The 24,685-nt window shown below is 63.2% G+C and carries 22 protein-coding genes; 14 read left to right on the forward strand and 8 right to left on the reverse strand.

Going from position 1 to position 24,685, the window contains the following annotated elements; all coding sequences use genetic code 11:
* Positions 1–3 precede the first annotated feature (3 nt).
* The 3 genes from WHT83_RS18575 to WHT83_RS18585 all read right to left on the reverse strand — a co-directional run bounded on the left by WHT83_RS18575 (position 4) and on the right by WHT83_RS18585 (position 3,273).
* Entirely contained in the window at positions 4–444 is a 441-nt protein-coding gene (locus WHT83_RS18575) for a FixH family protein (protein ID WP_406872012.1), read from the reverse strand.
* Between the two features lie 255 nt (positions 445–699).
* Complete coding sequence (locus WHT83_RS18580) at positions 700–2,157, reverse strand: NAD-dependent succinate-semialdehyde dehydrogenase (protein WP_406872013.1); 1,458 nt, start codon at positions 2,155–2,157, stop codon at positions 700–702.
* Between the two features lie 165 nt (positions 2,158–2,322).
* A complete protein-coding gene (locus WHT83_RS18585) occupies positions 2,323–3,273 on the reverse strand; it encodes an AEC family transporter (RefSeq protein WP_406872014.1) in 951 nt (316 codons plus the stop codon).
* 167 nt (positions 3,274–3,440) lie between these two features.
* On the opposite strand from WHT83_RS18585, the gene WHT83_RS18590 reads away from it, so the two are divergent.
* From WHT83_RS18590 to WHT83_RS18615, 6 genes are all read left to right on the forward strand, one after another.
* The gene (locus WHT83_RS18590; RefSeq protein ID WP_108609862.1) at positions 3,441–3,986 is read left to right on the forward strand and encodes a histidine phosphatase family protein; all 546 of its coding nucleotides are present in this window, start codon (positions 3,441–3,443) and stop codon (positions 3,984–3,986) included.
* 136 nt (positions 3,987–4,122) lie between these two features.
* Positions 4,123–4,431 (forward strand): acyl carrier protein, encoded by a 309-nt coding sequence (locus WHT83_RS18595; protein WP_183260656.1) that lies wholly within the window; start codon positions 4,123–4,125, stop codon positions 4,429–4,431.
* Positions 4,432–4,448: 17 nt separating this feature from the next.
* A complete protein-coding gene (locus WHT83_RS18600) occupies positions 4,449–5,636 on the forward strand; it encodes a beta-ketoacyl-ACP synthase (RefSeq protein ID WP_406872015.1) in 1,188 nt (395 codons plus the stop codon).
* An 18-nt stretch (positions 5,637–5,654) separates the two neighbouring features.
* Positions 5,655–6,926 (forward strand): beta-ketoacyl-ACP synthase, encoded by a 1,272-nt coding sequence (locus tag WHT83_RS18605; protein WP_108607839.1) that lies wholly within the window; start codon positions 5,655–5,657, stop codon positions 6,924–6,926.
* 42 nt (positions 6,927–6,968) lie between these two features.
* The gene (locus WHT83_RS18610; RefSeq protein ID WP_108607838.1) at positions 6,969–7,997 is read left to right on the forward strand and encodes a zinc-binding dehydrogenase; all 1,029 of its coding nucleotides are present in this window, start codon (positions 6,969–6,971) and stop codon (positions 7,995–7,997) included.
* 64 nt (positions 7,998–8,061) lie between these two features.
* Positions 8,062–9,009, forward strand: coding sequence for a lipid A biosynthesis lauroyl acyltransferase (locus tag WHT83_RS18615; RefSeq protein ID WP_406874011.1), 948 nt, complete (start codon positions 8,062–8,064; stop codon positions 9,007–9,009).
* 14 nt (positions 9,010–9,023) lie between these two features.
* On the opposite strand, the gene WHT83_RS18620 is transcribed toward WHT83_RS18615, so the two are convergent.
* The 5 genes from WHT83_RS18620 to WHT83_RS18640 all read right to left on the reverse strand — a co-directional run bounded on the left by WHT83_RS18620 (position 9,024) and on the right by WHT83_RS18640 (position 15,155).
* Positions 9,024–9,944, reverse strand: coding sequence for a dimethyl sulfoxide reductase anchor subunit family protein (locus WHT83_RS18620; protein WP_406872016.1), 921 nt, complete (start codon positions 9,942–9,944; stop codon positions 9,024–9,026).
* A gap of 3 nt (positions 9,945–9,947) precedes the next feature.
* Positions 9,948–10,715: a 4Fe-4S dicluster domain-containing protein gene (locus WHT83_RS18625; RefSeq protein ID WP_183260647.1), complete on the reverse strand. Its 768-nt coding sequence runs from the start codon at positions 10,713–10,715 to the stop codon at positions 9,948–9,950.
* Positions 10,712–13,552: a molybdopterin oxidoreductase family protein gene (locus tag WHT83_RS18630; protein ID WP_406872017.1), complete on the reverse strand. Its 2,841-nt coding sequence runs from the start codon at positions 13,550–13,552 to the stop codon at positions 10,712–10,714. The genes WHT83_RS18625 and WHT83_RS18630 overlap by 4 nt, the downstream gene beginning before the upstream one ends.
* 194 nt (positions 13,553–13,746) lie before the next feature.
* The gene (locus WHT83_RS18635) at positions 13,747–14,574 is read right to left on the reverse strand and encodes a hypothetical protein (RefSeq protein WP_406872018.1); all 828 of its coding nucleotides are present in this window, start codon (positions 14,572–14,574) and stop codon (positions 13,747–13,749) included.
* Between the two features lie 155 nt (positions 14,575–14,729).
* Positions 14,730–15,155: a L,D-transpeptidase gene (locus WHT83_RS18640; RefSeq protein WP_406872019.1), complete on the reverse strand. Its 426-nt coding sequence runs from the start codon at positions 15,153–15,155 to the stop codon at positions 14,730–14,732.
* Positions 15,156–15,465: 310 nt separating this feature from the next.
* Between WHT83_RS18640 and WHT83_RS18645 the strand changes: the two genes are divergently transcribed.
* From WHT83_RS18645 to WHT83_RS18680, 8 genes are all read left to right on the forward strand, one after another.
* Entirely contained in the window at positions 15,466–17,067 is a 1,602-nt protein-coding gene (locus WHT83_RS18645; protein WP_406872020.1) for a flavin monoamine oxidase family protein, read from the forward strand.
* A 49-nt stretch (positions 17,068–17,116) separates the two neighbouring features.
* Positions 17,117–17,530, forward strand: a complete 414-nt coding sequence (locus WHT83_RS18650; RefSeq protein ID WP_406872021.1) for a c-type cytochrome — start codon at positions 17,117–17,119, stop codon at positions 17,528–17,530.
* A 126-nt stretch (positions 17,531–17,656) separates the two neighbouring features.
* Positions 17,657–18,157, forward strand: coding sequence for a RidA family protein (locus WHT83_RS18655; protein WP_318761394.1), 501 nt, complete (start codon positions 17,657–17,659; stop codon positions 18,155–18,157).
* Between the two features lie 110 nt (positions 18,158–18,267).
* The gene (locus WHT83_RS18660; RefSeq protein WP_406872022.1) at positions 18,268–19,548 is read left to right on the forward strand and encodes an acetylornithine deacetylase/succinyl-diaminopimelate desuccinylase family protein; all 1,281 of its coding nucleotides are present in this window, start codon (positions 18,268–18,270) and stop codon (positions 19,546–19,548) included.
* A 139-nt stretch (positions 19,549–19,687) separates the two neighbouring features.
* Entirely contained in the window at positions 19,688–21,169 is a 1,482-nt protein-coding gene (locus WHT83_RS18665; RefSeq protein WP_406872023.1) for an ABC transporter substrate-binding protein, read from the forward strand.
* Between the two features lie 77 nt (positions 21,170–21,246).
* On the forward strand, positions 21,247–22,194 hold the full coding sequence (locus tag WHT83_RS18670) for an ABC transporter permease (RefSeq protein WP_406872024.1): 948 nt from the start codon (positions 21,247–21,249) through the stop codon (positions 22,192–22,194).
* Entirely contained in the window at positions 22,191–23,060 is an 870-nt protein-coding gene (locus WHT83_RS18675; protein WP_406872025.1) for an ABC transporter permease, read from the forward strand. Before WHT83_RS18670 ends, WHT83_RS18675 begins: the two co-directional genes overlap by 4 nt.
* Entirely contained in the window at positions 23,057–24,682 is a 1,626-nt protein-coding gene (locus WHT83_RS18680) for an ABC transporter ATP-binding protein (protein ID WP_406872026.1), read from the forward strand. Before WHT83_RS18675 ends, WHT83_RS18680 begins: the two co-directional genes overlap by 4 nt.
* Positions 24,683–24,685 lie beyond the last annotated feature (3 nt).

Genomic DNA, 24,685 nt, shown 5'->3' on the forward strand with positions numbered 1-24,685 from the left:
GCCTCACAGCACAAGGTTGAACGTGGCTTCGTCGGGCCCAACTGGCGCCGTGATGCCGAACTTCAGCTGCCACCAGCCGGTCATAGAAAACTTCATGCCCTCGATGCGGTAGCGGCCATCGCCGAGATAGGCTGTCGCCTCGGGGCTGGTCGGCAGGCCATGGGCATGTTCGGGCATGCCGCCGCCGATGGTGAAGCTGGCATTGTCGACCGGAGTGCCCTGCCGCGTCGTCACCGTTACGATCCATGAATGCAGGTCGCCCTGCCTCGGTTCACTGGTTTCCGGGGCGATCGCGACCGAATAGAGCCCCTTAACGGAGGTCTTCGCCCGTGCAAGGTCCGGCCCCGGTGCCGCCGGCGCGGTCAGGAAGACGACCGCCAGAAACCCAACGGCCAGCGCCACAAGGCCGAATGCCCCGACTACCATGCGCCCTGTCGAACCCATCTGCCCTCCGCGTCTTTGTTGTCAACGAATGCAGTCGGCCGATCCGTCCCAGGCCGCCGATTCACAGGCCGCAACATGGCGCAGTCGCGGGCGAAATACTATTCAGGAAGCGACGGAGAGACAGCTGCGGCCAACACCCAACAAAACGCAACTGAAACAATGGCTTGCTTGTCTTTCCCGACTCAATTCCTCAGAAATCTTGGCAAAGAAAACGCGCGGGCATGCCGCGCGTTTTCGATGAAGCTGGATCGAGCCTTAAAGCCCGAGGCCGCCGATGCAGACATATTTGGTGTCGAGATAATCCTCGATGCCCTGGTGTCCACCTTCGCGGCCCAGGCCCGATTCCTTGACGCCGCCGAACGGCGCCTCGGGCGTGGTGATCAGGCCCTCGTTGACGCCGACCATGCCGTATTTCAGCCCTTCCATCACCCTGAAGGCGCGGCCGAGATTGCCGGTATAGAAGTAGCTTGCCAGGCCGAACTCTGTGTTGTTGGCGAGTTCGATGGCCTCCTCCTCGGTCTCGAAGCGGAAGACAGGCGCCACGGGGCCGAAAATCTCCTCCTTCATGAACTTCATCTCGGGCGTCGCATTGGCAATGACCGTCGGCTCGAAGAACGAGCCGCCGAGCGCATGGCGCTTGCCGCCGGCAACGACCTTGCCGCCCTTGGCGGTGGCGTCGGAGATGAATTCCTCGACCTTTTCGACCGCCTTTACGTCGATCAGCGGGCCCTGCTGCACGCCTTCGTCGAGGCCCGAGCCGACCTTCAGCTTGCTGGAAGCCGCTGCGAACTTCTCGACGAACTTGTCATAGATGCCGGCCTGCACGAAGAAGCGGTTGGTGCAGACGCAGGTCTGGCCCGAATTACGGTATTTTGCCGTGATCGAGCCCTCGACCGCACGGTCGAGGTCGGCGTCGTCGAAGACGAGGAACGGCGCATTGCCGCCGAGTTCCATCGACACCTTCTTGACCGTCGCGGCCGACTTTTCGATCAAAAGTTTGCCGACCTCGGTCGAACCGGTGAAAGTGATCTTCTTGACCAGCGGATTGGCGCAGATCTCATCGCCTATCTCGCCAGCCGAGCCGGTCAGCACGTTGACCACGCCCTTGGGAAAGCCGACCTCCTCGCACAGCGCGCCCCAGGCAAGACCCGAATAGGGCGTCTGCGACGCCGGCTTGACGACTGCCGTGCAACCGGCGGCGAGCGCCGGTCCGAGCTTGCGCGACAGCATCGACGACGGGAAGTTCCACGGCGTGATCGCCGCGATGACGCCCACCGGCTCCTTGGTGACGAGGATGCGCCGGTCGGCCCAGGGCGACGGCACCACGTCGCCATAGGTGCGGCGCGCCTCCTCTGCGAACCACAGTACATAGGCCGCCGACGAGCCAACCTCGCCGCGAGATTCGGTCAGCGACTTGCCCTGCTCGATGGTCAGCAGTTCGGCGAGCGAATCCTGATTGTCCATGATGGCATCGTGAAGCTTGCGCAGCAGCTTCGAGCGCTCGAGCGCCGAGGTCTTGCGATAGGTTTTGAAGGCTTCGTTGGCCGCCTCGATGGCACGACAGGTTTCCGCAGCCCCGGATCTCGGTACGGTGCCGATCTTCAGCCCCGTTGCCGGGTTGATGACATCGATGGTCTTGCCGGAATCGGCCTGCACCCACTCGCCATTAATGAGATTGGCCTGCCGCATGAACTGACTGGCTTTCTGGAGCATGGCTCACCTCCTGATATGGCGCCGGCGGGACGCGGGAAGCGTCCGCCTTCGGATCGGCCAATGCCCGGCGCGCTTGTGCGAAAATTAGTAGCGCGCCGAAAGCCAGGCGATCAACCACATTATGGCATGGACATGCTGGTCCAGCCTCAATCGAATGTCCCGCCCTCAGCCGAACACCATCGTTGCGACCGTCAGCCAGAAAGCGGTCGTCACCACGGCGCATGCGGTGGCGATGGTCATCTGGTTGGATGCGAGTGCCTGGCCGGTGCCGAATTGCGTGGCGATGAGATAGGAATTGACGCCCGAAGGCAGGCTCGCCGCCGCGACCGCCACCTTGGCCGACAATGGCGGCAGCCCGAACAGCCAGGCGAAGGCAAGCGCAACCGCAGGCATCAGCATCAACTTGAGCACCGACAATGCGAGTGCCGGCTTGATGTTGCCGGAAATGCCGAACTTCCTGAGCCCGAGCCCCATCGCAAACAGCGCGACCGGGCCTGCGATATTGGCCAGTGCATCGACGAAGCGGATCGCGAGCGAGGGTAGCGGGAAACCGGTCGCACGCCAGGCAAGGCCGGCCAGAATGCCGATGATCAAGGGATTGGTGAACATCTTGCGCAGGAAATCGCGGACGATGGCGAGCGGATGCACCGGCTCGTTGCGCCTGGGACCGAACATCTCGAAAAGGATGATCGAGGCCATCATCATGGTCGGCAAATGCACCGAGACGATCAGCGAAAGGATCTCGAACCCCTGCTGGCCGAAGACGCCAAGCATGAACGGAATGCCGAGCAACACCAGGTTGGAAAAGGCCGATGAGACGCCGCCGACCACGCCCGCCTGTCCGTCGCGGCCGAACAAACGGGTTGTCGCCAGATGGCCGGCGGTCCAGGCCACCGCAACGGCAATGAAATAGGTCGCCCACAGCGCCCACGGCGCCGAGCCATGGAAGTTCGCACCGATCATGGTGCGGAACAGCAAGAGCGGCAGAGCCACGCCGATGGCGAACTCTGAAAGCGCATCGCCGGTTTCAGTTCGCAGGTAGCCGGTAACGCCTGAGATATATCCCAAGGCCACGAGGCCGAAGACGAAGAGTACTGTTTCAACAAGCGGTGACATCGGCACTCTGGCGAATTCGGGAATCGGCTTGTCAAAGCATTGCCCCCTGACCGGCTCCGATCAAGCTCCCATGCGGCGAGATGAAGCTCTCACCAGCATTTGGCATCGCCTTGCCTTTCATTCGGCTTTGGCATCCCTATATCCGCGTCGCCTGTTCGGGATCATTCATGCTTAGAATTGCCATTGCGGTCATGTTTTTGTTCGGCGCGCTGCCTGCCCACGCCACCGAAGCCGGCTGGGCATTGCTGCGCAACGGCGGCCATGTCGTGCTGCTGCGCAATGCGATGACCACCGGCACTGTCGAACCGCCAAACTTCGACATCGAAAAATGTGCGACCCAGCTCAATCTGTCCGACCGCGGTCGCCAGCAGGCGCGCAAGATCGGCGCATTGTTCGCCGCCCGCGCAGCCCCCGTCGAAAAGGTGTTGGCCAGCCGGTTCTGCCGGACGCTGGAAACCGCCCGCCTCGCCTTTAATGACCAGGTGGTTGAACCGCTGGCCGCGCTCGACAAACCCACCGAGGCAACCGCGGAGGTCGATGTCGCCGCAATCCTGGAGATAATCCGCAACTATTCCGGCTCGGACAATCTCGTGCTTGTGACCCACCTGGAGAACATCCAGGCGCTGACCGGAGCGGCGGCGCGCGAGGGCGAAGCGCTGATCGTCGGCCTGCAAGGAGAAAGGCTGCATGTGCTCGGCCGCATCGTCTTTTAGTGGCGCGCTGCCCTTGCTTGCCCCGACCTACCCAGCCGGTTGCGTCAACCAAGCCGCAGAATTGGGCCTTTTCCTGCCCGGAAAAACCGATTAGACAGCCCCTCAAAACTATGCGCGCAGAATCTGTCCCGGATTCATGACCGCCCTCATCAAAGGAAAAAACGTGTCCACGACATTCGAGAAAGTCGCCAAGATCATTGCCGAAACCAGCGAGATCGATATCGACACCATCACGCCCGAGAGCCACACCATTGACGATCTGGGCATCGACAGCCTCGACTTCCTCGACATCGTCTTTGCCATCGACAAGGAATTCGGCATCAAGGTGCCGCTCGAGAAGTGGACGCAGGAAGTCAACGACGGCAAGGCTTCGACCGACGAGTACTTCGTCATGAAGAACCTCTGCGCCAAGATCGACGCACTCGTCGCCGCCAAGAACGCCTGAGCACGCTGAAGCCACCCATGGTCAACCGCGACGTCGTCATATCAGGCATCGGCCTTGTCTCCTCGCTCGGAGAAGGCGGCGACGCCCATTGGGACAAGATGACCGCGCCCGGCGTGGCACCGGTCACCGACGCCGAGCGCTTTCATCCCTATGTCGTGCATCCCCTGCCCGAGATCGATTGGGGCCTGCAGATCGCCAAGCGCGGCGACCAGCGGCAGATGGAAACCTGGCAGCGGCTTGGCACCTATACGGCGGGCATGGCGCTCGACGATGCCGGCATCAAGGGCAATGAAGACCTCACCGCGACCATGGACATGGTTGTGGCCGCCGGCGGCGGCGAACGCGACGAAGCGGTCGACGCCGGCGTGCTGGCGGCATCCGAAAACCGCACCGACCGCGACGTGCTGCTCAATGAGAAGCTGACCACGGAACTCAGGCCTACGCTTTTCCTGGCCCAGCTTTCCAATCTGCTCGCCGGCAACATCTCGATCGTCCACAAGGTCACGGGCTCGTCCCGCACTTTCATGGGCGAAGAAGGCGCAGGCGTTGCCGCCATCGAGACCGCAGCGGCCCGCATCCGGTCGGGACAGTCGACGCATGTGCTGGTCGGCGGCTCGTTCCAGACCGAGCACCCCGACATGCTGCTCGGCTACGAACTCGGGCGCTATCTGCACCGCGGGCCCTGGAAGCCCGTCTGGCAAAGGCAGGGCTCGGAAGGTGGGGGCGTGGTCACCGGCTCCGGCGGCGCTTTCCTCGTGCTGGAAGCGCGCGAACATGCCGAAGCCCGCGGCCAGAAGATCTACGCCCAGCTCGGCCCAGTCGTTTCGGGTCGTACCAGGCGTCGCAATGGCGGGCTCGAAGCAGGCATTGCTGAGCTGATTTCCAGGACTGAACTGCCCGGCGGCGAGCTGCTGGCAATTTCTGGCGCCTCGGGCGCGCATGCCGCCACAGCCGCCGAAAAGGCGGCATTGGAAGCCAACCCTGCGATTGCAGCCCGCGCCCTTTCATCGCTCACCGGGCACATGAAGGAAGCGCAATTCCCGTTCGCAGTGGCGCTTGCCGCGCTCGCCGTCAGCCGCGGCGCCGGCTATCCGGCCTTCGAGGCCGGCGAGAAGGCATTCGCCGGAAAACCCGCATCAGTGCTGGCAACTGCGGTCGGCTATCACCAATTCGAAGGCATGGCGCTCGTTTCCGCGCCGCGCTGAAGGGTGTCAGGACAAAACATGGCCAATCTGAAGGATCATCTCGGCAGACCCGTCGTCGCCGTCACCGGCATCGGTGTCGTCACCTCGCTTGGCGTCGGCAAGGCCGAAAACTGGGCGGCGCTGACATCGGGCAAGTCGGGCATTCACCCGATCACCCGCTTCCCGGTCGCTCTCCTCAACACCCAAATTTCGGGCATGATCGACTTCCTGCCGTCGAGCACCAAGGGTTCCAGCGCCCTCACATACGAACTGGCGGAGACGGCCGCCAAGGAAGCCGTGGCCGAGGCTGGGCTGGACACCGGGGATTTCGATGGCCCGCTGTTCCTTGCCTCGCCGCCGGTCGAGCTCGACTGGGCCGACCGCCTCGCGCTCTATGCCGGCGACAAGGAAGGCTCCGGCTACGAGCGCCTGCTCAAGGTGGCGCGTAGCCAGAACTCGCTCGACATGTTCGAAACGGCGCAGTTCGGCTCCATCGCCGACCGTCTTGCCGACCTGTTCGGCACGCGTGGCCTGCCGATCACGCTCTCGACCGCCTGCGCGTCGGGTGCCACCGCCATCCAGCTCGGCGTCGAGGCCATCCGCCGCGGCGAATGCGACCGCGCGCTGTCAATCGGCGCCGACGGCTCAGCTACCGCCGAGGCGCTGATCCGCTTTTCGCTGCTTTCGGCGCTTTCAACCAACAACGAGGTGCCGGCAAAGGCCTCCAAGCCATTCTCCAAGGACCGCGACGGCTTCGTGCTGGCGGAAGGCTCCGCAGCGCTCGTGCTGGAATCGCTCGAAAGCGCACTCGCCCGCGGGGCGGAAGTGCTCGGCATCCTGCGCGGCTGCGGCGAAAAGTCAGACGACTTCCACCGTACCCGCTCCAAGCCGGACGGTTCGCCCGCCATCGGCGCGGTCAAGGCCGCCCTCGCCGACGCAGGCCTCCGCGAAGACGAGATCGACTACGTCAACGCCCATGGCACGTCGACGCCTGAAAACGACAAGATGGAACATTTGTCGCTGTCGACCGTGTTCGGCGAACGCATCCGCAAGATTCCCGTCTCTTCCAACAAGTCGATGATCGGTCACACGCTGTCAGCAGCAGGGGCCATCGAAGCGGCATTCTCGCTGATGACCATGCGCGAGGGCGTCATCCCGCCGACCATCAACTACGACAATCCCGATCCTTCGATCGAGCTCGACGTGGTGCCCAATGTGAAGCGGAAGGCCGAAGTTCGCACCGTGCTTTCCAACTCCTTCGGCTTCGGCGGCCAGAACACCTGCCTTGTCATGGCGCGGGAACCGGTCTAAGCGACCGTCTCAACGTTCCAGAGACAAGGATTTAGCGACATCATGCGCGCATTGCAGCTCGTCGAGGACCGCCGGCTCGAGCAGGTGGACATCGCTCCGCCGCCGCCACCCGGCCTCGGCGAAGTCACGCTCCGCATCAAGGCCGTGGCCCTCAACCACATCGACGTATGGGGCTGGCGCGGCATGGCCTTTGCCAAGCGCAAGATGCCGCTGGTCATCGGCGCCGAAGCCTCGGGCGAGGTCGATGAGGTCGGCCCCGGCGTCACCGGTCTCGCACCCGGCCAGTTGGTCTCGATCTACGGTGCCCGCACCTGCGGCCTGTGCCGCCCGTGCCGCGAGGGTCGTGACAATCTCTGCGAGCATGTCTCGGGCGTGCACGGCTTCCACCTCGACGGCTTTGCCCAGGAAAAGATCAACCTGCCGGCACGACTGCTCGTCCCCGCCCCTCCCGGCGTCGACGCCATTGGTGCTGCAGTCGCCCCAGTCACCTTTGGTACCGTCGAGCACATGCTGTTCGACAACGCCAAGCTCGAACCGGGCGAGACGATCCTGATCCACGCCGGCGGCTCGGGCATCGGCTCGGCAGCGATCCAGCTAGCCAAGAAGGTGGGCTGCACCGTCATCACCACTGTCGGCTCGAACGAAAAGATCGAGAAGGCCAAGGCCCTCGGTGCCGATCATGTCATCAACTACCGCGAAGACCGTTTCGAAGGCGTGGTGCGCAAGCTGACCAGGAAGAAGGGCGTCGACGTTGTCTTCGAGCACGTCGGCAAGGACACCTGGGCTGGCTCGATGTTCAGCCTGAAGCGTGGCGGCCGCCTCGTTACCTGCGGCTCGACATCAGGCGTTTCCACCGACATGAACCTGATGATGCTGTTCCAGCAACAGCTGAAGATCCTCGGCTCCTTCGGCTGCCGCATGGAAAACATGGCCGACGCCATGCAGAAGATGGCCGCCGGTCTCGTCAAGCCGATCATCGACACCGAGGTCGACTTCACTTCCATCGACACCGCACTGAAGCGGATGGAAGGTCGCGACGTGTTCGGCAAGATCATCCTCCGTATCGACTGAGGATTTGCCGGAGTTGCCCCGCAAGAAGGCCAGCAAGATACCCAACCCCACGGTCGTTCGGATTATGGGGCGGTTGCGCATGCTCAACTATTGGCTGGTCGCGCAGGTCGCTCTCGTGGTGCTCAAGCTGCTCCGGCTCTTTCCAGTCGACAAGGCGCTGAACTTCGCCGACCGCGCGGCACGTACCGTCGGCCCGTGGTTCGGCCGCCATCGGGTTGCCCTTGCCAACCTGCGCAATGCCTATCCGGAAAAGAGCGAAGCCGAGATCGAAGCCATCGCCCTCGACATGTGGGGCAATATGGGCCGGCTCGGCGCGGAGTACATCTTCCTCGAGCAGATTTTCGACTTCGATCCCAAGGCAAGCACGCCCGGCCGCATCGAGGTGGCGGGCGACGAGCATTTCGCCGAGATCGCCGGCGAGCAGAAGCCGCATATCCTCTTCACCGCACATCTCGGCAATTTCGAGCTCTTGCCGATTGCCGCCGCAACTTTCGGCATGAAGATCACGGCGCTGTTCAGGCCTCCGAACAATCCCTATCTCGCCGAGTACATCCTCTCGACGCGCACGTCGAACATGGGCGACCTGCTGGCCTCGCAGCGCGGCGCATCATTTGCGCTGGCAGGCATCCTCGACCGCGGCGGCAACGTTGGGGTTCTTGTCGACCAGAAATTCAACCGCGGCTTGCGGACGACCTTCTATGGTCGCGAATGCGAAACCAACCCGGTACTCGCTATGCTGGCGCGCCACTACGAGTGCGACGTCTATCCCGCCCATTGCGTCCGGCTTCCAGGCAACCGCTACCGCCTGTCCGTCGAGGAAAAGCTGACGCTGCCGCGCCGCGCCGACGGCGCGGTCGACGTCCAGGCGACCACCCAGATGCTCAACGACACCGTCGAACGCTGGATTCGCGAGGATCCAGGGCAGTGGATGTGGTTCCACAAGCGCTGGGCGCTTTCCAAGGGAAAGCGCCGGAAGGCCAACAAGACCGACACGCTGGCTGCCGATTCCTGAGCCTCGCCGACGCGCTACCCGCCGTAATAGTTCATGACCGCATGACGAGCCTCGGCGAAGAACAGCCAGCGTTCAACGACCAGGCCAAGCGCATAGAACCCAACGGCAAGTACCGATGCGACGATGGTCACGGCGCCCACGCCTGAGAGCATCGCGACCACCAGCAGCAGCACTGTCACGGCGCCGCCGGCAATCATCGCCATCTTCGACAGCTTGAGCGCGTGCTTGCGGGCGACCTTGAAGCCCATCTCACGGGTCAGGTAGTTGTCGTTGATGTGCGGCCGCTCGAACAGCCGGACGTGGCCGATATTGCCGAGCCCGGTGGCACTCTCGGGCGTCGACAGGGGCACGAGCGTCCGCAGGCGTGTCCACCATTTGTGCTTGGCAATCCACGCCGCCACGACAATTAGAGCGGCGATTGCAGCGCAAACCGTGCCGCCCGTGCCGGATGAGTACCCTGCGACGGACGCAAGCAGGAAGCCCCCTGCGGCGGCGAACAGCAGGTAGCAAAGCGGTGTAAGCCCGGTGTTCCAGGCCTGGATCGAGCGCAGCGAGGCATAGATCATTGCCGTGCAGTAGACGGTGATGCCACACATGGCCGTGCCGATCAGACCGGCAACCGGAAGGTACCGCCCCTCGACAACCGAGAACCAGGCGGAAATCGTCAGGGGCACGAAGGTCAGTATTGCCATCACGCCTTCGCGCGACAGCCAGCTCGACTGCCATTGCGACAGCGCCCGCCAGGCGCGCTGCGGATTGCCGAGATGCAGGGTCGACGACAGCAGCCCGCCGGCAATCATCGCCAACGCAGCCAGATGCGCGATCTTCACCGACAGGGTTGAAGCGTCGAGCAGGCCGAGACCCAGCACCGCCGCCAGGCCGTAGCCGAGCCCGGAAAGCGTGGTGAACAGGATGATGGAAGGTGCGGGATGCATGTTTCAGATTCGGTCCAGCATGCCGTCGAGCCAGGCAAAAAAACCCTTGGCGCCGTCGGTGTTTTCAGCGAGCACCGCCGAACCGGCACTTGCGGCGAGTGGCTTGCGCGCACGCGGCGGCAGATATTTGTTGGTCGGGCGTGTGCCCTGTTCCGGCATCAGGTCGTAGCCGCCGCGTTCGGCCACCATGCGGGAGACATCCGAGCCCGGATCGCCGAGATCGCCGTAGTGCCGGGCATTGGCCGGGCATGTACGCACGCAGGACGGAATGCGGTCGACCTCCTTCAGCGTCTCGTTGTAGACGCGGTCGACGCACAGCGTGCACTTCTTCATCACCCCTGCGGCAAGGTCCATCTCGCGTGCGCCATAGGCGCAGGACCAGGCACACAGCCCACAGCCGATGCATTTGCTCTCGTCGACCAGAACGATGCCGTCTTCGGCGCGCTTGTAGGAGGCGCCCGTCGGGCACACGGTGACGCAAGGCGCGTCCTCGCAATGCAGGCAGGATTTTGGGAAATGCACGATGCGCGCTTCGCCCGCCTCGCCGATCACCTGCCCGCCCTCCGGCAGGACCTCGAAGGTGTGGATGCGGTTGAGGAAGGTACCGGAGACATCAGCACCATAGGGGTCCTGATCCGACAATGCGGCGCCATAGCCGCCGGTATTCCATTCCTTGCAGCTGATGACGCAGGCATGGCAGCCGACACAGACATCGAGGTCGATAACGAGCCCGAGTTTTCTGGGCGTTGGCGACGAGGGCAGCAGGGTCATTTTGCCCACTCCTGGCCGTAGCGGAGTTCTTCCGCTTGCGCGCGCTCCGGTGCTACCGCACCAAAATGCGGTTCGCTGACCTCGGCTCGCTCGGCCTTCTCGATCCGAACCCTGAGGTCGTACCAGGCCGCCTGGCCGGTGATCGGATCGGAGTTCGACCAGCGCATTCCGTCGCTCTTCGGCGGTAGAAGTTCATGGATCAAGTGGTTCATCAGGAAGCCTTTTTTGGCTTCGGGTGCATCCTTGTCGAGCGCCCAGGCGCCTTCGCGCTTGCCGATCGCATTCCAGGTCCAGATCGTACTTGAGTTGACCGCCTCCATCCGCGCGATCTCGACCTTGATGCGGCCGTGGTGGGAGATCACCCAGACCCAGTCGCCGTCGACCAGCCCGATCTCGTCGCAGATTGAACCCGGCACGTAGAGCGGGTTTTTCGTATGAATCTGGCGCAGCCAGGCGTTCATCGAGCCCCAGGAATGATACATCGCCGCCGGGCGCTGGGTAATGGCATGGTAGGGATACTCCTCGCGGCTGACGGCGGCCTCCTCGAACGGCCGGTACCACGCCGGCAGCGGATCGAAGGTGGCGAGGATGCGTTCGCGATGCGTCTCGGGTGCCACCGGCTCGCGAAGGCCCTGCGCAGAAAGCCGGAATTTCTGCAGTGTTTCCTGGTAGAGCTGGAAGGTCACGGGCTTCGGTTCGTCGAAGAAGCCCATGCGAACGGCGAAATCCTGGTAGGCCTTGTTGGCATGCTTGAAGAACTGCGCTTCGAGCGGGATGTGCACTGAGAAGAACGAGCCGTTCTCGATATAGCGATTGAGTTGCTCCGGATTGATCGCGCCTCGCCCGGTGCGGTCGCCATTGCTGCCGCGGAAGCCCGCCAGCGGACCGATGCCCGGACGCCGTTCGTGGCGCACAATGTAGCCGGCATAGTCCTTGTAGAGCGCCTTGCCACGGCTATCGACGAAGCCGGGCAGCCTGAGCCGCGCGCCGAGGTCGATCAGCACCGATTGGAAACCGCGCACGTCACGGTCCGGCTCGACCACCGGCCAGCGAATGGCGTCCTGCACGGCATCCGGTTCGGATATCGGCCGGTCGAGCAGCGAAATACAGTCATGTCGTTCGAGATAAGTCGTATCGGGCAGCACGAGGTCGGCGTAAGCCACCATCTCGGAGGAATAGGCATCCGAATAGATGATCTTCGGGATGCGGTATTCGCCTGTCTCAGGGTCCTTGTCCTCGAGCATCTTGATGACGCCCGCCGTGTTCATCGACGAGTTCCAGGCCATGTTGGCCATGTAGAGGAACATCAGGTCGATCGGGTACGGATCGCCGGCATGCGCATTGGCGATCACCATGTGCATCAGCCCGTGAGCCGAGATCGGCGCGTCCCACGAGAACGCCTTGTCGATCCGCATCGGCCGGCCTTCGGCGTCGAGCAACAGATCTTCCGGCCCCCGGGGAAAGCCGAGATGCGGGCCCGAAAGCGGCTTGTTGGAGCCGAAATGCTCGGCCTTGCCGTGCGGCGTCGGATGCGCTTCGATCGGCTTGGGATAAGGCGGCTCGAAACGGAATGCGCCCGGGCAGTCGACGGCGCCGATCAGCACCTGCAGCATGTGCAGCGCGCGCGCCGTCTGGAAGCCGTTGGAGTGGGCCGAAAGCCCGCGCATGGCATGGAACGACACCGGCCGGCCGACAAACGCCTCGTGGCGCTCGCCATTCATGTCGGTCCAGGGCTGGTCGATGCTGATCGCCTCATCGAAGGCGACGCGCGCGATCTCGGCCGCCAGTCCGCGGATGACATCGGCAGCAATGCCGGTCTCCTTGGCGACCGCTTCCGGCGCATATTGTGGATCGAGGTATTTTTCGGCGAGGAGCTGGAATGACGGCACGGCGAAGCGGCCATCCGGTAGCTCGACCCGGCCCGACAAGGCCGCCCGCGCGCCCCTGGTGCCCAGTGGCACGACGTGCTCGGTCACCGTTTCGAAGACCTGCGGCTTGCCGTTGTCGTCGCGGACGAAAAGCCCGTGTTCGGCGGTTCCCGGCGCATCGACCACCAGCCAGGTCGCGTTGGAATAACGCACGATGTAGTCGACATCGATCTTCCGCGCCTTGAGCAGTTCGTGCACGACCGCAAGGATCAGCAGGCCATCGGTGCCGGGCCGGATACCGATCCAGTTGTCGGCGACGGCGGAATAGCCGGTTCGCACCGGATTGACCGAGACGAAACGCGCGCCGCGCTTCTTGAGCTTCGAGATGCCGATCTTGATCGGATTGGAATCGTGGTCCTCGGCGACACCGAACATGACGAAGAGCTTGGTCCGGTCCCAGTCGGGCGCACCGAATTCCCAAAACGCCCCGCCAATGGTCATGATGCCGGCCGCCGCCATGTTGACCGAGCAGAATCCGCCATGGGCGGCATAATTCGGCGTGCCGAACTGCTGCGCCCAGAACCCGGTCAGCGACTGCGACTGGTCGCGCCCGGTGAAGAAGGCGAGCTTCTTCGGATCGTCCTGCCGGACGCCGTCCAGCCAGTCGGTGGCCAGAGCCAGGGCCTCGTCCCAGGAGATTTCCTTGAACTGACCCGAGCCGCGCGGCCCGGTCCTGAGCAGCGGCGCGCGCAGCCGCGCCGGTGCATAGTGTTGCATGATCCCGGCCGAGCCCTTGGCACAGAGCACGCCGCGATTGACCGGATGGTCGCGGTTGCCTTCGATGTAGCGGACCTTGCCGTCCTTGAGATGGACATCGATGCCGCAGCGGCAGGCGCACATGTAGCATGTGGTCTTGCGGACCTCATCGGAGACAGGCTCCGAAAGCGCTACATGCGGTTCTGATTTCATTCGGCGGGCTCCCTAGGCAAGAGTCCTAGCGAGGCCAACACCGAAAGGAAATGCTTGAAAACGGCTCTCTACGGCAAAATTTGTCTATTTACTGATAGCAACTTAGTTCGAGCGCCTCATGTCGTGCTGCAAATGAAAAGGCCGGGGAGCCCCCACTCCCCGGCCGTCGCAGGCCCGTCTCTGCGAAATGGGGTCTAGAAGAACAGATAGCTCGACCGCTGCGTATCCATCGTCGCGCCATTGCGGTCCTCGTCCAGCAGCGTATCGGCACCGAATGTGGCGCGGATGCCAAGAACCAGCTTGTGAATATTGACATCACTGGACGTGCTGAGGTGATCGAACTGGTAACGGCCAAACACTGTCCAGGGGGTGTTGTCAAAGCGGTAGTTGCCCTGCAGGGCAAGTGTTACCGTGTCACCTTCCGCACCCGGAAGATCGACCGACCGATAGCCGATTTCGCCATCAAACCGCAGATTTGGCTGCGCAAAGTAGCGCGCCACACCGCGAACGCCCCAGATGTCGGCGTGCTCGGAGAAGCCGGATTGGCGCAACTGGCCATAATAAGCCTGTCCATACAGGGTCACGTTGTCGAAATAGACCTGAGCTTCCGGGCCGACCGTGAAACTATAGAGATCTGCTGGTCCGGTATCGCCACCATAGCCATTGATAGTGGCAAAGGCGCCTACCGCGAAGCGGCTGGGATCGCGCCAGTAGGCATGCAACGCGCCGCCATAGCTGTTCGCGTCGCCTTCATCGATCCACAGCCCGTCGGCAAAGAGGTCGCCCTGGATGTTCCAGCGCGCATCGATCGGATAATTCAATCTTGCGGCACCGCCGGCAACCCAACCATCCAGGTTGCCGCCGTCAGCGTCGAGCCAAATCCCGCCGAGATAGGCTTCGATATGTCCGGAGACGCGTGGGCCAGCAACAACTGGCTCCTCTACGATCGGCTGGACGACGTCTGCTGCGAATGCTGCGGAAGAAGTGAGCGCCAGGAAAGCTGCCGCCAGAACCCGTTTCATGAAATCCCCTCGACAGAAATTCCAGCCTGAGTTGCAGTCACATTAGCAGGCAGTCGAGGAAATGAGTATGATCTTGCCGACTTGCAAAGCACATTTGGGCCTCCTGTGCGGCAAATCCGCAACATAAGCTACAGGCTGCTTGAAACGACAGCATCCTAATTGGTGACGACGATTCTCGTATTGCGCGCGCCAACTTCCTTGACCAAGGCATAGAACCTGGCGGCGTTGGCTGTCTGCAATCGGACGCAGCCATGCGATGCCGGCCGGCCGAGCTGCCTGACCGCACCGGTGCCATGGATGGCATAGCCGCCATTGTAGAAGACCGAATAGGGCATCGGCGAGTTGTCATATTTCTGTGAGTACCAGATCCGGTGCAGGCGCTTGGGCCGCCAACTGCCGCGCGGCGTGACATACCCCCTGCGCGCCGTCGACACCGGCCATTGGTGGATCACCCGCCCGCCCATGCTGACCGTCATGGTCTGGCTCGAGACGTTGACCCTGGCGACAAGAACATCGGCCAGTGCCTCGGCCGGAAGTCCAGCAAGAGCCAAAGCGGCGGCAACGAAGAGCGCCTTGTACATCTGTCGTACACTCCCCTGTCCGGCAGTTTTTCTGCCCTGACGAAGATGGGAGCATGAAAAGTTGTACGGTTGGTAAATATACAACATGAGAGCGAGTGGCGCCCGAAACGGGCATTGCCAGGGGCGACGAAAACGCTCTTCGCCGACTTCCCATGGCATGCCGCCAGCCCCTATCGCCACCCCGGTCTGGCCCAGTTGACACGCCCATGCATGGGCATAGGCTCGCCCCTGCAGCTGGAGCGAGGTTCCATCGTGCTCCAGCCGGATAACGTGCGGCCGACATCGGACCGTCGCCCGGAGGATCTCGAAAATGCAATCATCCCAATATTTTAGCGGTATGAGCAGGCGCAACCTGCTGTCGTTGATCGGCCTGACAGCAGGCTCGGCCGCCATGTATCAGGCCATGACCAGCCTCGGGCTGGCCGTTGAATCCGGCTACAAGGGACCGGTCAAGCTGGAAGGCGATCCGAAGGGCGCCACCGTGCTCATCCTGGGCGCCGGCCTTGCCGGCATGACGGCCGCGCTCGAGCTTCGCCAGGCCGGATACAAGGTCAAGATCCTCGAATACAACAACAGGTCGGGCGGCCGTAACTGGACGCTGCGTGGCGGCGACAGCTACACCGAACTCGGCGGTGCGACGCAGAAATGCGAATTCGACGAAGGGCTCTACATCAATCCCGGACCGTGGCGTATCCCCTACCATCACAACGGGCTTCTGGCCTATTGCCGCCGCCTCGGCGTCACGCTGGAGCCGTTCCAGCAGCTCAATCACAACGCCTTCCTGCATTCGTCCAAGGCGTTCGGCGGCAAGCCGCAGCGCGTGCGCGACATCAAGATCGACTTCCAGGGCCACGTTTCGGAATTGCTGGCCAAGGTCGCCCATACCGGCAAGCTCGAGGGCGGCGTCACCAAGGAAGACCAGGAGATGCTGGTCGAGGCGCTGCGCTCCTGGGGCGCACTCGACAAGAACTATGCCTATACAAAGAGCATTGCGACTTCCGAATTCCGCGGCTTCGCCAAGGATCCCGGCGGCGGCCTCGGCGCGGCACCTGTGCCGAGCGATCCCATTGCGCTGACCGACATCCTGAGTTCGGGCCTGTGGGGCAGCTTGGCCAACTTCGCGCTCTACGAATTCCAGACGACCATGTTCCAGCCGGTCGGCGGCATCGACATGATCGGCAAGGCCTTCACCAAGGAGGTCGGCGATCTCATCACCTACAACGCCAAGGTCTCCAAGATCCATCAGGACGAAAAGGGCGTGACCGTCACCTACGAGGACGTCCAGAAACCCGGCACGACGGCCGAGGAAAAGGCCGACTGGTGCATCTGCACCATTCCGCTGACCATCCTCAGCCAGATCGAGATCAATGTCGGCGCACCGATGCAGGCAGCCATCGAGGCGGTACCCTATGCCTCGTCGGTCAAGGTCGGCCTGCAGTTCAAGCGCCGCTTCTGGGAACAGGACGAACTGATCTTCGGCGGCGTCAGCTATACCGACCTGCCGATCACCCAGATCTCCTATCCGAGCACCAGCTTCAACACCAATGGCAAGGGCGTGCTGCTCGGCGCCTACACCTGGAATGGGCCGCACTCCTACGAGTTCACCTCGATGGCGCCCGAGGAGCGCGTCAAGCGTGCCGTCGAATACGGCACGATGATCCACCCGCAATACAAGGACGAGTTCGAGAACGGCATCTCGATGGCCTGGCACCGTTCGCCCTTCACCCTCGGCTGCGCCGGCGACTGGACCGAAGAAGCGCGCAAGGAGCACTACGACAACCTGTGTCAGATCGACGGGCGCATCGTGTTGGCCGGCGAGCATGCCTCCTACATCCCGGCGTGGATGGAGGGCGCAATCCTGTCGTCGCTCGATGCCATCACCAGGCTGCATCAACGTGTCGTCGCGGGATGACGGCCATGCCATTTGTCCCTCACCCCTCGTTTTCGCAAGGCATGCCAATATGACCCAGCAACCCAAGCACTCACTCGGCCTGGTGGCCGCAACGGCCCTCTTCACGGCTTTCTCTGCCACGGTGGCACTGGCCGATTCGGCCGGCGCCACATTCAGCGACGGCGACAACTTCTCCGAAAAGACCGGCCAGGAACTGTACGCCAATGTCTGCCAGGCCTGTCACATGGACCAGGGCCAGGGCGCGGTCGGCGCCGGCAAGTACCCGGCCCTCGCCAAGAACGTGAACCTGGAGGCCGGCGGCTACCCGGTCTTCGTCATCCTGCATGGCCTCAAAGGCATGCCTCCGGTCGGCAAGATGATGAGCGACGATCAGGTCGCCGCGGTGGTCAACTATGTCCGGACCAATTTCGGCAACGACTACAAGGATGCGGTGACGGCCGAGGACGTTGCCGGCTCGCGCTGACACATCATCGCCAGAATCGACCCTTGATGATGCCTGTTCAACAGGTTGGAGCGATTCTCTGACCCGTCCAAGGCAGCCGGTGATCCTGCCGACTGCTCCATTTCCATGCGGCAAAAGGAGAAAGAGATGACAAAGATGCGGATCGGCGCCGCTGCGCTTGCGGCTGGCCTTTTCCTCGGCGGAAGCGCGATGGCCCAGGATGTCTTGCGCCACAAAAACCCGAATTCGGACTTCCCGATCGCCCAGGCAGTCGAGGTGCCGGCGGGCAAGACGACCGTCTATGTCAGCGGCGCGGTGCCGTCCGTCGTCGACGAAAAGGCCGAAAAAGGCAGCCTCGCCGCCTATGGCAACACCAAGACCCAGACCGAATCGGTCCTGAAGTCGATCGAAAAGACGCTAGACGGCCTCGGCCTGAAAATGGGCGACGTGGTCAAGATGCAGGTTTTCCTGGTCGGCGACCCCGACAAGGGCGGCAAGATGGATTTCGGCGGCTTCATGGAAGGCTACGTCCAGTTCTTCGGCACCAAGGAACAGCCCAACCTGCCGGCTCGCTCGGTGATGCAGGTCGCCGGCCTCGTCGCTCCCGGCTGGCTGGTCGAAATCGAAGTCACGGCCGTTCGTCCCTAGCGCCCCTCCCAAGTCGGGCTGCCCGGTTTCCGGGCAGTCGGCGCGCTCGACACGTTTGCGCGGATGCGCAAGACTGTAATCGACAGGCAAATCGGGTTCGTGTCGAACGCATGTATGACAAGCTTTTCAAGATCATAGACGACCGCCGCGACGAACTGGCCGCGCTCACGGCCGAATTGATCCGCTTTCCCACCATCAACCCGCCCGGCGACGCCTATCGTCCTTGCGCCGAGTTCCTCGGCGCGCGTCTCGCCAAGCGCGGTTTTGGTATCGAATACATCCGTGCCGAGGGCACACCCGGCGATACCGAGCGCTATCCCCGCATTAACGTCGTCGCCCGCTTCGACGGCCGCTCGCGTGGCCAGACGGTTCATTTCAACTCGCATATCGACGTCGTCGAAGCCGGCGAAGGCTGGACCGTCGATCCCTTCGCAGGGGTCATCCGCGACGGTCGCGTCTATGGCCGTGGCGCCTGCGACATGAAGGGCGGGCTCGCCGCCTCGATCATCGCGGCGGAAGCGTTCATGGACGTGAACCCGGATTTCCCCGGCGCCATCGAGATATCAGGCACGGTCGACGAGGAATCGGGCGGTTTCGGCGGCGTCGCCTATCTCGCCGGCAAGGGCTATTTCTCGCAGCCCAAGGTCGACCACGTCATCATCCCCGAACCGCTCAACAAGGATCGGATCTGCCTCGGCCATCGCGGCGTCTGGTGGGCCGAGATCGAGACCAAGGGCGCGATCGCGCACGGCTCGATGCCGTTCCTGGGTGATTGTGCCGTTCGCCACATGGGCGCCGTGCTCGAAGCCTTCGAGCAGGAGCTATTCCCTGCGCTTGATCGCAAGACCACGCGCATGCCGGTGGTGCCGGAGGGTGCGCGGCGCTCGACCATGAACATCAACTCCATCCATGGCGGCCAAACCGACGATTTCCGCCCCGGCCTGCCTTCGCCCAACGTGCCCGATTCCTGCCGGCTGACCATCGACCGGCGTTTCCTGCTCGAGGAGAACATCCTCGACGTGAAGGGCGAAGTCACAAGCATTCTCGATCGCCTGAAGCGCGAGCGGAAAAAATTCGACTACGAGATCCGCGACATCATGGAGGTGCAGCCGCTGATGACCGAGCGCGATGCGCCGGTTGCCTCGGCCATCGCCAAGGGCATCCGCGAGATCTTCGACAAGGAGCCGGAATACGTCATCTCGCCCGGCACCTACGATCAGAAGCACGTCGCGCGTATCGGCCATCTGTACGATTGCATCGCCTATGGCCCCGGTATTCTCGATCTCGCGCACCGGCCCGACGAGTGGGTCGGCATAGATGACATGGTGCAATCGGCCAAGGTGATGGCAATCGGGCTCGACATCTTGTTGCGCGGCCAGTTCAACGGCTGATCGGGCAAGCAACGCTCGGGCACGCCGCCGGGAAAAATTCAATTCGGCAGCGCCGCTGCAATTGCAACAAACTTGATTTACTCGGCCGGAAAATCGCGCTTCTATCCGGCGGGTCGAAATGAAGCGGGGAGATCTGAGCATGAAGCAGTGGAAAACCATCCTGGCAGCTGCAGCGCTGGCGCTGGCGTCCAGCACCGCCGCAATGGCCGCGCGCACGGATCTTGTGCTTGGCATGCCGCTGGAGCCGCCTCACCTCGACCCGACCGCCGGTGCCGCCGCAGCCATCGACGAAGTGCTTTACGCCAACGTCTTCGAAGGCCTGACCCGCATCGGTTCGCGTGGCGAAGTGCTGCCCGACCTTGCCGAAAGCTGGACGATTTCCGACGACGGCAAGACCTACACGTTCAAGCTGCGCTCGGGGGTGAAGTTCCACGACGGCAGCGACTTTGACGCCTCCGACGTGAAATTCTCACTCGACCGCGCCCGTGGCGAGACCTCGGTCAACGCCCAGAAGGGCCTGTTCGCGCCAATCGACAGTGTCGAAGTGGTCGACCCCGCGACCGTCAAGGTGACGCTGAAGAACCCGCTCGGCTCGTTCCTCTACAATCTCGGCTGGGGCGACGCGGTTATCGTGGCGCCGGAGACGGCCGAGACCAACAAGGAAAAGCCTATCGGCACCGGGCCATTCAAGTTCCAGAACTGGGCCAAGGGCTCGTCGATCACGCTGGTCAAGGCCGACGGCTACTGGGGCGATCCGGTCGCGCTGGACAAGGCCGAGTTCCGCATCATCCCCGATGCCGCTGCGGCGATCCCTGCCCTGCTTTCCGGCGACGTGCAGGCGCTGCCCAATTTCGCGCTCGGCGACGCGCTCGCCCAGGTCAAGGCCGACCCGCGCTTCAAGGTCGTCATCGGCACCACCGAGGGCGAAACGGTGCTGTCGACCAACAACAAGCGGCCGCCCTTCGACAATCTCAAGGTGCGCCAGGCGATTGCCCATGCGCTCGACCGCAAGGCGCTGATCGACGGCGCTACGGGCGGCCTCGGCACGCCGATCGGTTCGCACTTTGCGCCGCACAACCCGGCCTATGTCGACTTCACCGGCACCTATCCGCACGATGTCGCCAAGGCCAAGGAACTGCTCAAGGAGGCCGGACTTCCCGACGGCTTCAAGGCAACGCTCAAGCTGCCGCCGGTCGGCTATGCCCGCCAGGGCGGCGAGATCGTCGCCTCGCAACTGCGCGAGATCGGCATCGACCTTCAGATCATCCCGGTCGAATGGGCCGACTGGCTCAAGCAGGTGTTCACCGACAAGGATTACGACTTGTCGATCGTCTCGCATACCGAGCCCAACGACATCGATATCTACGCCCGCAAGGACTACTACTTCAATTACGACAACCCTGCGTTCAACAAGGTCATCGACGAGCTCAACCTGACTTCTGACGAGGCCAAGCGCGCCGAGCTTTACAAGCAGGCGCAGAAGATCCTCGCCGACGATGCGGTCAACGGCTTCCTATTCGAATTGCCGAAGGTCGGCATCTGGGACGCCAAGGTCGAAGGCCTTTGGGAGAACTCCCCCATCCAGGCCAACGACCTGACCAAGGGCAAGTGGGCCGACTGACAAGAACCCTGTGAACTCAGCCGCTCCGCAACCTTTGCGAGCTTTCGGAGCGGCGTTTTCTCGGGCAGTTTGAGCCCATGACCGCCTATCTGCTCAAACGCCTGCTGATCGGTGCTGCGACCCTCGTGGTCGCCTCGGTCGTGGTGTTCCTGATGCTGGAGGTGGTTCCGGGCGACCCGGCTCGCGTGATGCTTGGCATGAATGCCAGCGAAGCGCAGGTCGAGTTGCTGCGCGACCAGATGGGGCTCAACCAGCCGCTGATCGTACGCTATCTCGATTGGGCCCGGGGCCTGCTGTCGCTGGATTTCGGCAAATCCTACACCTATTCGGTTCCCGTCATCGACCTGGTCAAGGAGCGCGTCGTCGTCTCCTTTCCGCTGGCGATCATCGCACTCGCGCTGTCGACGCTCATTGCCATTCCCGTTGGGCTGTTTGCCGCCGCGCGTCGTGGTCGAGCCGGCGACACCGCAGCCATGGCGGTGGCGCAAATCGGCGTCGCGATGCCGAATTTCTGGTTCGCGCTTCTGCTGGTCTATGTCTTCGCCGTCTGGTTGCGGCTGGTTCCGGCAGGCGGCTTTCCCGGCTGGAGCGCAGGTATTTGGCCGGCACTCAAGGCGCTGATCCTACCCGCGGTGGCGCTCGCATTGCCGCAGGCAGCGATCCTTGCCCGTGTCACCCGTGCAGCCCTGGTCGAGGTGCTCGGCGAGGACTACATCCGCACCGCCCGCGCCAAGGGCATGCCGATGCGCGCGGTGATGTGGCGGCATGCCTTGCGAAACGCGCTGATTCCCGTGCTGACCATAATGGGCCTGCAATTCGCCTTCCTGCTTGCCGGCACCATCATCATCGAGAACGTCTTCTACCTGCCCGGCCTTGGGCGACTGGTGTTCCAGGCGATCACCCAACGCGACCTGATCGTGGTCGAAAGCGTGGTCATGTTGCTCGTCGCCGCCGTCGTCGTCGTGAACCTGCTCGTCGACCTTTCCTACGCGCTGGTCGATCCCCGCCTGAGGACACGGCAATGAGCGGCACGGTTCCAGGCAACCCATCGACCCTTGGCGCCCTCGCCGGCAGGGCCCTTGCCAACCGCTCCTTCGTCATCGGCCTGTTCATCACCTTGGTCGTCGCGGCCATGGCGCTCGTCTCGTTCTTCTGGACGCCCTTCGACGTCACCAGGCTGATCGTTGCCGACCGCATGCAGCCGCCTTCCTCCGCCCACTGGTTCGGCACCGACCACTTCGGCCGCGACGTGCTGTCGATGATCATGATCGGCGCGCGCAATTCGATCGCCGTCGCCCTCGTCGCCGTCGGCATCGGCATGGGCGTCGGCGTTCCGCTCGGCTGCTGGGCGGCGGCCCGCGGCGGCTGGATCGACGAGGCGCTGATGCGCTTCAACGACCTCATTTTTGCCTTCCCTGCCCTTTTGTCGGCGATCATGATCACGGCTGTCTTCGGCCCCAGCGCCATCAACGCCATCATCGCCATCGGCATCTTCAACATTCCGGTTTTTGCCCGCGTCGCCCGCGCCGGTGCGCTCTCGATCTGGCCTCGCGAGTACATTCTTGCCGCCCGTGCTGCCGGCAAGGGCAAGGCGCGCATCACCGTCGAGCACATCATTCCCAACATCGCCAATCTGCTGCTGGTCCAGGGCACCATCCAGTTCGCGCTCGGCATCCTCGCCGAAGCCGCCCTGTCCTATGTCGGGCTCGGCACGCAACCGCCGATGCCGAGTTGGGGCCGCATGCTGTTCGACGCCCAGACGCTGATGATCGTGGCGCCCTGGCTCGCCCTGTTCCCCGGCTGCGCCATCCTGCTTACCGTTCTCGGGCTCAACCTGCTCGGCGACGGCATTTCCGACATCTTCGATCCGCGCGCGAGGCGCCGGCCATGAGCCTGCTCGATATCGAAAAACTGTCGCTGAAGATCGGCAGCCAGCCGGTGCTGAAGGACATCGACCTGTCCATTGCCCCCGGCGAGGTGCTGGGTCTCGTCGGGGAATCCGGTTCGGGCAAGTCGATGACGGCACTTGCCGTCATGCGGCTCACGCCCGACTATGCCCAGATGAAGGGGCGCATCACCTTCAACGGCATCGACATCCTCGGCGCGACCGAACCGCAGATGTGCGCCCTACGCGGCGATGACATCGGCATGGTGTTCCAGGAGCCGATGACCGCGCTCAACCCGGTCAAGACCATCGGCGAACAGGTCGCCGAAGGCATCCGCTGGCACACCAGGGCCAGCCGCGCCGAGGCTGAAGAGCGCGCCAGGAAGATCCTCGACCGCGTCGGCCTGCCCGAGCAGAAATTTGCGTTGTCGCGCTATCCGCACGAACTGTCCGGCGGCCAGCGTCAGCGCGTGGCGATCGCGATTGCCTGCGCGCTGAAGCCGAAGCTGCTGATCGCCGACGAGCCGACGACCGCGCTCGACGTGGTTCTGCAAGCCCAGATCCTCGACCTGCTCAAGGAATTGGTCAGCGAAAACAAGATGAGCCTGCTGTTCATCTCGCACGACCTTGCGGTTGTTACCGAGATGGCCGACCGGATCACCATCCTGCGCCAGGGCGCGGTAATGGAAAGTGGCGACACCGCCCGAACGCTTTCGGAGGCCACTCATCCCTACACGCGCCAACTCGCTCTTGCTTCCACCCATGTTCCGGCTCGGGTCAGGCCGCACGGGGACGAGACCGGCACTGAAAACCTGCTCGACGTCGCCAATGTCACGCGCGACTATCCCGGCACGCGCCGATCGCTGTTTTCAAGGCCGGAACGGGTACGCGCGGTGGACAATGTCTCGCTGACGATGAAGCCCGGCGCGTCGGTGGCGCTTGTCGGGCGCTCGGGCTGTGGCAAGTCCACCCTTGCCCGCATGATCCTGGCGCTCGACACGCCGACCTCGGGCGCCATCAAGTTTCGCGGCATGGACATCGCCGGGCGCAGCGAGGCGGAACTGCGACGGCCGCGGCGCAACATGCAGGTGGTGTTCCAGGATCCCTACGGTTCCTTCGATCCGCGCCATACCGTCGAACGGCTGGTCGCCGAGCCCCTGCACCTTCTGGAACGTCGTCCCGACCGCAAGGAGCGCCGCGACATGGTGGCCCGCGCGCTGCACGAGGTCGGCCTCAACCGGTCCGACATGGAGAAATACCCGCACGAATTTTCCGGCGGCCAGCGCCAACGCCTGTCCATCGCGCGCGCCATCATCACGCGGCCGAAGCTGGTCGTCGCCGACGAGCCGGTATCGGCGCTCGACGTATCGATCCGCGCCCAGATCCTCGACCTGTTTGCAGAACTCAACCAGAAGCTCGGCGTCGCCTATCTGTTCATCACCCACGACCTGACGGTGGCCCGCGCCATTACCGACGACGTGTTGGTCATGCATGAGGGCCGGATCGTCGAGCGCGGCAAGACTTCGGATGTGCTCAGCCACCCCGCATCGGAAGCGGCGCAAGCGCTAGTTTCCGCAGCGCCCGATCTGCACAGGGCGATTGCACGGCGCCTGCAAGAACAGGGGTGAGCC

The sequence above is a fragment of the Aminobacter sp. P9b genome, from assembly GCF_045345995.1.
Taxonomy (GTDB): Bacteria; Pseudomonadota; Alphaproteobacteria; order Rhizobiales; family Rhizobiaceae; genus Aminobacter; species Aminobacter niigataensis.

Coding starts and splice junctions, on each gene's coding strand:
- WHT83_RS18645 (WP_406872020.1), top strand. CDS start 15,466: ATGCAATCATCCCAATATTTTAGCGGTATGAGCAGGCGCAACCTGCTG.
- WHT83_RS18580 (WP_406872013.1), bottom strand. CDS start 2,157: ATGCTCCAGAAAGCCAGTCAGTTCATGCGGCAGGCCAATCTCATTAAT.
- WHT83_RS18635 (WP_406872018.1), bottom strand. CDS start 14,574: ATGAAACGGGTTCTGGCGGCAGCTTTCCTGGCGCTCACTTCTTCCGCA.
- WHT83_RS18630 (WP_406872017.1), bottom strand. CDS start 13,552: ATGAAATCAGAACCGCATGTAGCGCTTTCGGAGCCTGTCTCCGATGAG.
- WHT83_RS18595 (WP_183260656.1), top strand. CDS start 4,123: ATGACCGCCCTCATCAAAGGAAAAAACGTGTCCACGACATTCGAGAAA.
- WHT83_RS18605 (WP_108607839.1), top strand. CDS start 5,655: ATGGCCAATCTGAAGGATCATCTCGGCAGACCCGTCGTCGCCGTCACC.
- WHT83_RS18655 (WP_318761394.1), top strand. CDS start 17,657: ATGACAAAGATGCGGATCGGCGCCGCTGCGCTTGCGGCTGGCCTTTTC.
- WHT83_RS18615 (WP_406874011.1), top strand. CDS start 8,062: ATGGGGCGGTTGCGCATGCTCAACTATTGGCTGGTCGCGCAGGTCGCT.
- WHT83_RS18585 (WP_406872014.1), bottom strand. CDS start 3,273: ATGTCACCGCTTGTTGAAACAGTACTCTTCGTCTTCGGCCTCGTGGCC.
- WHT83_RS18650 (WP_406872021.1), top strand. CDS start 17,117: ATGACCCAGCAACCCAAGCACTCACTCGGCCTGGTGGCCGCAACGGCC.
- WHT83_RS18590 (WP_108609862.1), top strand. CDS start 3,441: ATGCTTAGAATTGCCATTGCGGTCATGTTTTTGTTCGGCGCGCTGCCT.
- WHT83_RS18620 (WP_406872016.1), bottom strand. CDS start 9,944: ATGCATCCCGCACCTTCCATCATCCTGTTCACCACGCTTTCCGGGCTC.
- WHT83_RS18670 (WP_406872024.1), top strand. CDS start 21,247: ATGACCGCCTATCTGCTCAAACGCCTGCTGATCGGTGCTGCGACCCTC.
- WHT83_RS18665 (WP_406872023.1), top strand. CDS start 19,688: ATGAAGCAGTGGAAAACCATCCTGGCAGCTGCAGCGCTGGCGCTGGCG.
- WHT83_RS18610 (WP_108607838.1), top strand. CDS start 6,969: ATGCGCGCATTGCAGCTCGTCGAGGACCGCCGGCTCGAGCAGGTGGAC.
- WHT83_RS18625 (WP_183260647.1), bottom strand. CDS start 10,715: ATGACCCTGCTGCCCTCGTCGCCAACGCCCAGAAAACTCGGGCTCGTT.
- WHT83_RS18600 (WP_406872015.1), top strand. CDS start 4,449: ATGGTCAACCGCGACGTCGTCATATCAGGCATCGGCCTTGTCTCCTCG.
- WHT83_RS18660 (WP_406872022.1), top strand. CDS start 18,268: ATGTATGACAAGCTTTTCAAGATCATAGACGACCGCCGCGACGAACTG.
- WHT83_RS18675 (WP_406872025.1), top strand. CDS start 22,191: ATGAGCGGCACGGTTCCAGGCAACCCATCGACCCTTGGCGCCCTCGCC.
- WHT83_RS18680 (WP_406872026.1), top strand. CDS start 23,057: ATGAGCCTGCTCGATATCGAAAAACTGTCGCTGAAGATCGGCAGCCAG.
- WHT83_RS18575 (WP_406872012.1), bottom strand. CDS start 444: ATGGGTTCGACAGGGCGCATGGTAGTCGGGGCATTCGGCCTTGTGGCG.
- WHT83_RS18640 (WP_406872019.1), bottom strand. CDS start 15,155: ATGTACAAGGCGCTCTTCGTTGCCGCCGCTTTGGCTCTTGCTGGACTT.